Source organism: Streptomyces sp. NPDC025793, from assembly GCF_055558375.1.
In genome coordinates this window covers 547,460-555,177 of record NZ_JBVHMR010000003.1, presented here as the reverse complement: position 1 = coordinate 555,177, position 7,718 = coordinate 547,460, and the positions used below count along the sequence as shown (strand labels likewise).

Annotated in this window: 8 protein-coding genes; 5 read left to right on the top strand and 3 right to left on the bottom strand. The window is 69.9% G+C overall.

Annotated features, from left to right (window positions below; translation table 11 throughout):
- Positions 1-199: 199 nt before the first annotated feature.
- Both ACZ4MF_RS10120 and ACZ4MF_RS10115 read right to left on the bottom strand, forming a co-directional pair.
- Positions 200-523, bottom strand: coding sequence for a DUF397 domain-containing protein (locus ACZ4MF_RS10120; RefSeq protein ID WP_467491541.1), 324 nt, complete (start codon positions 521-523; stop codon positions 200-202).
- An 11-nt stretch (positions 524-534) separates the two neighbouring features.
- Positions 535-1,380, bottom strand: a complete 846-nt coding sequence (locus ACZ4MF_RS10115) for a helix-turn-helix domain-containing protein (RefSeq protein WP_467491540.1) — start codon at positions 1,378-1,380, stop codon at positions 535-537.
- Between the two features lie 194 nt (positions 1,381-1,574).
- Here ACZ4MF_RS10115 and ACZ4MF_RS10110 point away from each other — a divergent pair, with 194 nt between their 5' ends.
- From ACZ4MF_RS10110 to ACZ4MF_RS10090, 5 genes are all read left to right on the top strand, one after another.
- Entirely contained in the window at positions 1,575-2,018 is a 444-nt protein-coding gene (locus tag ACZ4MF_RS10110; protein ID WP_467491539.1) for an ATP-binding protein, read from the top strand.
- A 35-nt stretch (positions 2,019-2,053) separates the two neighbouring features.
- Positions 2,054-2,791, top strand: coding sequence for a Uma2 family endonuclease (locus ACZ4MF_RS10105; RefSeq protein ID WP_467491538.1), 738 nt, complete (start codon positions 2,054-2,056; stop codon positions 2,789-2,791).
- Between the two features lie 87 nt (positions 2,792-2,878).
- Entirely contained in the window at positions 2,879-3,646 is a 768-nt protein-coding gene (locus ACZ4MF_RS10100; RefSeq protein WP_467491537.1) for a trypsin-like serine peptidase, read from the top strand.
- Between the two features lie 240 nt (positions 3,647-3,886).
- On the top strand, positions 3,887-4,906 hold the full coding sequence (locus ACZ4MF_RS10095) for a C40 family peptidase (RefSeq protein WP_467491536.1): 1,020 nt from the start codon (positions 3,887-3,889) through the stop codon (positions 4,904-4,906).
- Between the two features lie 218 nt (positions 4,907-5,124).
- Positions 5,125-5,832: a phosphatase PAP2 family protein gene (locus tag ACZ4MF_RS10090; protein ID WP_467491535.1), complete on the top strand. Its 708-nt coding sequence runs from the start codon at positions 5,125-5,127 to the stop codon at positions 5,830-5,832.
- A gap of 30 nt (positions 5,833-5,862) precedes the next feature.
- On the opposite strand, the gene ACZ4MF_RS10085 is transcribed toward ACZ4MF_RS10090, so the two are convergent.
- Positions 5,863-7,419: an FAD-binding oxidoreductase gene (locus ACZ4MF_RS10085; RefSeq protein WP_467491533.1), complete on the bottom strand. Its 1,557-nt coding sequence runs from the start codon at positions 7,417-7,419 to the stop codon at positions 5,863-5,865.
- Positions 7,420-7,718: the final 299 nt, after the last annotated feature.

Below are 7,718 nucleotides of genomic sequence, written 5' to 3'. Positions count from 1 at the left end.
GGGGGGGGGGTGGCCGGGCGATCCGCCCGCGAGTGGGCGTGGGGGGGCGGGGCGGGGGGGGGGGGCCCCCCCCCCCCCACCCCCCCCCCCCCCCCCCCCCCCCCCCGCCGCGCTGGACGAGACCCGCTCCGGCGCCGGTCCGGAGGCCGACGGCTGCGACTGCCACCACCGGGGCTGAGCCACCTGGACGAGACCTGACTCAGCGCGTGGCCGCGAAGTGGTCGAACTCGCCTGCCTGGACGCCGAGTACGAAGGCGTTCCACTTGTGGCGGGTGGTCGTGACGACGGTGTCCGCGGAGCGGAGGTGGAGGGGGGCGTCGTCGTGGGCGCCTTCGCTGGTGGGCGCCGGCTTCTTCTTGAGGGCGGCTATGAGGGTGCCGAAGGCGGCCGGGGTGGTGGTGAGGACCGTTCCGGTGGGGTCGGCGGATTCGATGAGGTGGATGGTGTTGGGAGTGGCGGCTATGTGGATGCAGGAATTGCCTTCAGGGCAGTACGACGACTTCTGCCAGGCGAGTCCGGGCACCGGGCGCTCCTTCACAGGTCTTTGAGCATGGTGTGGATGAACGACCGTGACTCTTCGGGGGCGAGGGCTGCCGCCTCCATCCGGTCGAGCAGTACGCGGTACTTGGCCAACTGGGCCTCGGCGTCGAGGAACACGGGGCCGTGCGACTGGTCGAGGTTCACCGTGTCCAGCTCGGGCACCGCGCCCTCGGCGTAGTAGATCGCCTGTCCGGAACCCGGGAAGACCAGCGAGCCGAACGGCAGCACCTGGAGCGTGATGCCGGTTCGCTCGCTCATCTCCAGGAGGTACCGGAGCTGACCGCGTGCCACCTGGGAGCCGCCGAACTTCATGCGGAGCGCGGCCTCGTGGACGATCACCTGGTGCGGTGTGGGCGGGTCCCGGAAGAGCACGGTCTGCCGCTTCACCCGGAAGGACACCCTGTGCTCGACGTCGGGCGCCGGAAGTTCGGGCACCGCCTGGCGGAAGATCTCGCGGGCGTACTCGGCTGTCTGGAACAACCCCGGCACGTGGATCACCACGGCGGTGCGCAGGCGGGTGGCGTGGTGTTCCAGCTCGGCGAGGTCCAGCAGCGCGGCGGGCAGGATCGCGCGGTACTCCTCCCACCAGCCGCGTGACCGGTCACCGGCCATGTCGCAGAGGGCTTGGACGAGGTCGCGGTCGGAGCAGTCGTAGTGGCAGGCCAGTGTGCGCACGCGCTCCGGGCTCACTCCCGCGCGTGCTGCCTCGACGTTGCTGATCTGGTTCTGCTGCACGCCAAGCAGTTGACTCGCCTGGGTGGATGTCAGGCCGGCTCGCTCGCGGAGTTTGCGCAGCTCGGCGCCCAAACGGAGTTGGCGCCCCGTCGGGTTGCTCCTCACCGGTGCCCCACTCTCCTTGTCACCCACATGGATGGCAAATCAGCTCTTTCACGAGAACCGTCTAAGAACTTTAACGCGCCGCGCTACCTTGTTTCTCGGGCCCCGCCCAGAAGTGCCCCGCTCGACGGAGCGGCGACGGTCACTGGGCAATCGAACATCCGCACCTCAACCCCCTTGTCCGGACGGAGACTTCGATGTCCACCGTATCCAAGCCCTGGGCCTACACCCTCCATCTCCCGCACGATCCACGCGCACCGGGGATCGCCCGCGCGACCCTCCGTACCGTCCTCGCCGCGCACGACCTCTCCCCGGTCGCCTCCACCGCCGAACTCGTCGCCGCCGAACTGCTCGCCAACGCGCATCTGCACACCGTGGGGCCCTATGCGCTTCGGCTCCTCGGCAGGGAGTCAGGTCGGGTGACGGTGGCCGTCTGGGACACCGATCCCCGCGTCCCGCCCGGCTTCGCCGCCGACGCCGTACCCGAGCCCGTACCGGACGACGACGCGGAGGACGGTCGCGGCCTGCACCTCGTACGTGCCTGTGCCGACTCCTGGGGTGTCTCCGTGCTGCGGGAGCTGGGCGCGTCCAGGGGTGGGAAGCTGCTGTGGGCGGACTGTCAGAGTCGTGGCTTACTGTAATCGTGCCCGATCGGAACGTGAGGAGGTGTGTGCTCATGGTGACGGTGACTGTGCGTGACGTGGAGGCGGGAGAGGAGGCCGCCCAGTACCGTGGTTCCAAAGCCGAGCGGGACGTCGAACCTCCCACCGACCCCGCTCGCGCGGCCGAAGACGTCAGCAAGGCGGAAGGACGGAGGCAGCGAGCCATGTCCGTGTCGTCCGGAACGTGGAACGGCCCCCGTCCCCGGCCGGGGAACCTGCGCGAGGTCGCGGAGAAGATCGAGGAGGCGACGGGTCTGCGGGTGCAGGTCCTGGGAGGAAAGCTCGTGATGTCCCCGACTCCGCGTGGCAAGCACGCGGGTGTGGTGAAGCGGTTGCGGCGGCAGCTGGAAGATGCGTCCCTCCCCGATGGGCTGGACGTCTATGAGGTGTCCTCAATCGGCCTCCCCACCGACCCGGACGACTACGTGACGCCGGATCTGGTCGTTCTCCCCGAGGAATGGGAGGAGGACGAGAACTGGCTTGCCGACCCCGAGGACGCCGCACTCGCCGTCGAGGTCGTCCCTCCCTCTGAGAAGTCCCGCGACATCCGCGACAAGGCCGACTGGTACGCCGTGGCCCGCGTCCCCGTGCTGCTCGTCATCGACCCGCGCAAAGCCACCTGGACCCTGCACACCCGGCCGGACGACGGCGCCTACCAGGACGTGCTGCCAGGTAAGTTCGGGGAGCCGGTGCCGTTGCCCGAGCCGCTGCACGGTGATGTCGCGACGGGTGACTTCCCTGTCTACGGGTGAGGCTCTGGGCCCAACCGGAGGTTTCACAGGAAAATCTCAGTTAAGTCTCAGAGGGATTCTCACGATCGCGGGGCAGAGTGGAGGCTGATGAAGCGCATCTCACGCATCACGCTCACCTCGCGCCCCGCACTGCTCGGCGCGGTGGTGATGCTCGCCCTGACCTCGGCGTCCGTAGCGGCCGCGGATGAGGCGTCGGGGCCCCTCGGGGTCACCGCCGATGCCTCGGTGAACCGGCACACCGCACGGATCGGTGTGCTCGTCGGCGCGGACCATGCCGGTGATCTCAAGGGCGGCCACTACTGCACGGCCTCGGTCGTGCACAGCCCCGGGGGCGATCTCGTCGCCACGGCGGCGCACTGCGTGAGCAGCCCCGACGACAAGCTGCTCTTCGTGCCCGGCTACCGGGACGGACACGCGCCGTACGGGGTGTGGAAGCTGGGCAAGCGCTACCTGCCCGACGGGTGGGCCAAGGACCAGGACGAGGACAGCGACCTCGCCTTCGTCACCGTCGAGAACGTGAACGGCCGGCGCCTGGAGGACGTGGTCGGGGCCAACCGCTTCATGCCCGGTACGGCCACCGGTGCCACCGCCGTGACCGTCGTCGGCTACCCGGACTCCCGCGAGGTGCCGATCAGCTGCACCAACAAGCCGACCCCGCACAGCAGGACCCAGCAGCGCATCGACTGCCCCTCCTTCACCGCCGGCACCAGCGGCAGCCCCTGGGTCAACGGCGACAACCAGGTCGTCGGCATCCTCGGCGGCCACGAACAGGGCGGTTCGACCGACGACGTGTCGTACAGCGTGGTGCTGGGCAGCGAGGCGACGGAGCTGTACAAGGACGCCACGGCTGGTTGATCTTCATGGCTGGTTGATCTTCATGGCAGGGCCTCGCGGCCGTCCATGAGCAGGGGGACGCATCGGGACCCGAACCGCAGTACGTGATCCTCGCTGCCCGGGACCCCGCCCATCATCAGCGTGAAACCGCCGCACAGCATCGATCCGGCCACCGCCCAGTGACTGCACCGCCGTCACGTGCCGTGCTGTCACTGTGAAATGACGCCACATCACGCAAAAAGAGCCTTGAACCGCTCGGGCATGGGGGAAAGTTGGACCGTGCGGAAGGTATGGGTGTTCGGTGGGGCGGCCGTCGGGCTCGGCATGAGCTTCGTCGCGCTGCTCGTGGTCGGGGTCTACGTCGTCGCCGGGAACCTCGCGGGTGGGGTGGCCTCGGCAGGCCGGGCGCTGGCCAAGGGCGCCGTACCGGCCGCGTACCAGGGGCTCGTGCAGAAGTGGGGCAACCTGTGCCCGCAGCTCACCCCGGCGCTGCTCGCCGCCCAGCTGTACCAGGAGAGTGGCTGGAACCCGACTGCCGTCAGCCCGGCCAACGCGCAGGGCATCGCACAGTTCATCCCCGGCACGTGGGCCATCTACGGCATCGACGGCAACGGCGACGGCAAGCGGAACGTCTGGGACCCGGGTGACGCGATTCCTTCGGCGGCTTCGTACGACTGCCAGCTGGCCAAGGACGTGAAGAGCGTGCCGGGCGACGTCTCCGACAACATGCTCGCCGCCTACAACGCCGGTGCGTACCGAGTGATAAAGGCCGGCGGGGTGCCGGCCATCAGCGAGACGCAGGACTACGTCAAGAGCATCCGCAGCCTGTCGCAGAGCTTCGCCGCCCCCGTCACCCGCATCGATCCCAGTCAACAGGCCGCCGGGGCCATCGCGTTCGCGCAGAGCAAGCTCGGGACGCCGTATCTGTGGGGTGGGGAGGGGACCGCCGAGCAGGGTGGGCGGTTCGACTGTTCGGGGCTGACGCAGGCCGCGTACGCCAACGTCGGCATCACGTTGCCGCGCGTGGCCAACGACCAGTACAACGCCGGACCGCATCCGTCGCGGGATCAACTGCTCCCGGGCGACCTGGTGTTCTTCTCCACCGATCCCAGCGACTCGCGGGCCATCCATCACGTGGGGATCTACGTCGGCGGCGGGTACATGATCGACGCGCCGCGGACGGGTGCGGTGATCCGGTTCGATCCCATCGACGCGCGCGACTACTTCGGCGCCACCCGCGTCACCGCGGATGGCGCAAAAGCGCTCCCCACGGCGGTCTGAGACGGAGCGTGAACCCACCCCCTGAGCTGCGAAGACGAGTCTCTCTTCGATAACGTCTGCGTGATCTTTCAGTGGAGAGTGGAACGTATTGGGGAGGGCTGTGCGTTCCTGTTGACGTAGCCGAGCGGACGTGCAGCGGAAGCGGATCTACGCACCACGGGGGGCAGGAGCGGCGCACATGAGGTGCGTCCGGTAGACGACGAAGGGGCCGCAGCACCATGGCTGTACTCGCCGAATCCGGATCGAACCCAGACGTCGGCCTGCTCTACGACATCAACGGCCTTGCCAAGGACGCTCCGCACTGGTTCGACCGGGTGATGGAGTTCGTCGGGGAGTACGGGCTGCTGCTCGCCATGGTGCTGCTGGTGGTGTGGTGCTGGTGGTCCGTGCGGCGCCGGGGCGGGGAGGACGCCGCGTCGTCCGTCGCCGCGCTGGTGTGGGCACCGCTCGCCGCCGGCCTCGCCGTACTCGTCAACATCCCCATCCGGGGGTTCGTGGGACGGCCCCGGCCCTTCGTCGATCACCAGGGGCTCGACGTCCTCGTCCCCGGCAAGACCGACTTCTCCTTCGTCAGCGACCACGCCACCATCACCATGGCCCTCGGCGTCGGCCTGTTCGTCGCCAACCGCCGCTTCGGCATCGCGGGGATCGGGCTCGCGCTGCTGGAAGGGTTCTGCCGGGTGTACATGGGCGTGCACTATCCGACGGACGTCGTCGGCGGCTTCGCCCTCGGCACGGCCGTCGCCCTGCTGCTGTCCCCGGCGGCCATGGCCCTGCTCACCCCGCTGATGCGGGCGGTGGAGCGGTCGCCGCGGGCGGGGTGGATCGTGCGGAGCCGGGCCGCGCGGGACGGCGGGCGGGACGGGGCGCTGCTGCCCGGCGCCCGCCACTCCGTCGAGAACGAGGAGCGGGATCTGGCGGCGTAGGAGCCGGGTCCGGATCCCGCCCGGGGTTCCTCAGAGCCCCTGCGCGTAGGAGAAGAAGCGCTGCGGGTCGTAGCTCTGCTTCACCTTGCCCAGACGGCTCGCCGCGTCCCCGTAGTAGGCCTTGCGCCAGTTGCTCAGGGTCGGGTCCGTGTAGTTCTGGTACGCGGCGCCGGAGGCGTACGGCTGCATGGCGCCGTGTGCCGACGTCAGCCAGGACTGGGCCGTGGTGCCGGAGGCGCCGGCGCCCCAGGACGCGATGTACTGCGCCAGCATGCGCGAGCGGCGGTGGACGAAGGCCGTCGCCGTGGGGCTGACGCGGTTGACCGCGCCGCCGAGGGCCGTGAAGGCGATGCTGCCCGCGCCGCCCCGGACCGAGGCGATCTGCCGCAGCACGGTCTGGATGCCCGCCGCGGACAGGGAGCGGTCGAAGAAGTCGGAGCGGGCCGCGTACGTCTCCCGGCCGAGCGCGCCCTGCGGGGAGCGGCCCGGGGTCGAGCCCGGCAGGTGGCACTGGGCGTCGGAGGAGAAGGACGTGCAGCCGGCGTAGGCCTCCATCGCCTCCTCGTAGCCCTTGCGGCGCAGGGTGACCGAGGAGGCGTTCGCGCCCGCCAGGTGGGCGAGGCGGTCCACGGCGTTCTGGAGCTCGCCGTACGTTCCCATCGAGAAGCAGGCCACCGAGATGCCGGGCGTGCGGCCCGGGGAGCACTCCAGGTGGAGGGAGGACCAGATCTCGTCGGGCTGGGTCGGGCCCCACTCCTGCCAGGCCTTCAGGACCGCCGCCGCCTTCGACCACGGCCAGGTCAGGTACGCCGTGACCGCCTGCGGCGCCGCGTGGGTCCTGAACTGGAGCTCGGTGACGACGCCGAAGTTGCCGTTGCCCGCGCCGCGCAGCGCCCAGAAGAGGTCGGAGTGGGACGACGCGTTCGCCGTGACCTGGGTGCCGTCCGCCGTGATCACGGTCGCCTGGGTCAGGCTGTCGCAGGTCAGGCCGTACGCGCGAGAGGCCACGCCGTGGCCGCCGCCGAGGACCAGGCCGGAGACGCCGACCGACGGGCAGGAGCCCGCGGGTATGGTCACGCCCTTGGCCGCGAGCGCCCGGTAGACGTCGATCAGCTTGGAGCCGGCGCCGACGACGGCCTGGCCGCCGCTGACCCGGATGCGGTTCAGCCTGGAGACGTCGAGGATGAGACGGCCCGTGCCCGAGGAGTAACCGGCGTAGGAGTGGCCGCCGTTGCGTATGGAGATCCGGATGCCGTGGGAGTGGGCGTAGGCGAGAGTGGTGCGTATGTCGTCGGCGTGCGCGACGTAGGCGACGGCGGCGGGCTTCAGGGTGTCGAAGCGGGTGTTGTAGAGCTGGTGCGCCGTCTTCCAGGCCGCGTCGCCGGGGCGGACCAGGGTGCCGTCCAGGTCGCGGGCGAGGGCCGTCCAGTTCGCGGCGGCGCTCTGGCTGGTGGTCATCAGCGCCGTGCGCGAGGATGAACCCGTGTTTCCCGCGCTTGCGGTCGTACCCGAGCCCATGCTGCACCCGGTCAGTGCGGTCGCGGTCAGTGCGGCCGCGCCGCCCGCGATGAACGTACGGCGTTCCATGCCCATCGTCGTCTCTTGCCTTTCCCCGGTCCCCCCGGACCCCCTTGGTCCTTCCCGGGGTGAGACGGCATCCCGGGCGGGAAAGTTCGTAACAGTTCGCACACAGGGATTCGAACGCCGAAGACGCGTGGGTGTAACCCTGCCGTCGGGACCGGCGCGTGCCCTCCCCGTAAGCATTCCGTGACCTAACCGGGTCGATGGCAGGGGTTCACCTCTCGTTCACTTCCGGCCATCGGCCGCTTCACCTGTTCTGCCTAATTTCGGCCGTACCCGGTGCGGTGTGCGGCCATAAAGGCGCT

Coding starts and splice junctions, on each gene's coding strand:
- ACZ4MF_RS10110 (WP_467491539.1), top strand. CDS start 1,575: ATGTCCACCGTATCCAAGCCCTGGGCCTACACCCTCCATCTCCCGCAC.
- ACZ4MF_RS10105 (WP_467491538.1), top strand. CDS start 2,054: ATGGTGACGGTGACTGTGCGTGACGTGGAGGCGGGAGAGGAGGCCGCC.
- ACZ4MF_RS10100 (WP_467491537.1), top strand. CDS start 2,879: ATGAAGCGCATCTCACGCATCACGCTCACCTCGCGCCCCGCACTGCTC.
- ACZ4MF_RS10095 (WP_467491536.1), top strand. CDS start 3,887: ATGGGGGAAAGTTGGACCGTGCGGAAGGTATGGGTGTTCGGTGGGGCG.
- ACZ4MF_RS10090 (WP_467491535.1), top strand. CDS start 5,125: ATGGCTGTACTCGCCGAATCCGGATCGAACCCAGACGTCGGCCTGCTC.
- ACZ4MF_RS10085 (WP_467491533.1), bottom strand. CDS start 7,419: ATGGAACGCCGTACGTTCATCGCGGGCGGCGCGGCCGCACTGACCGCG.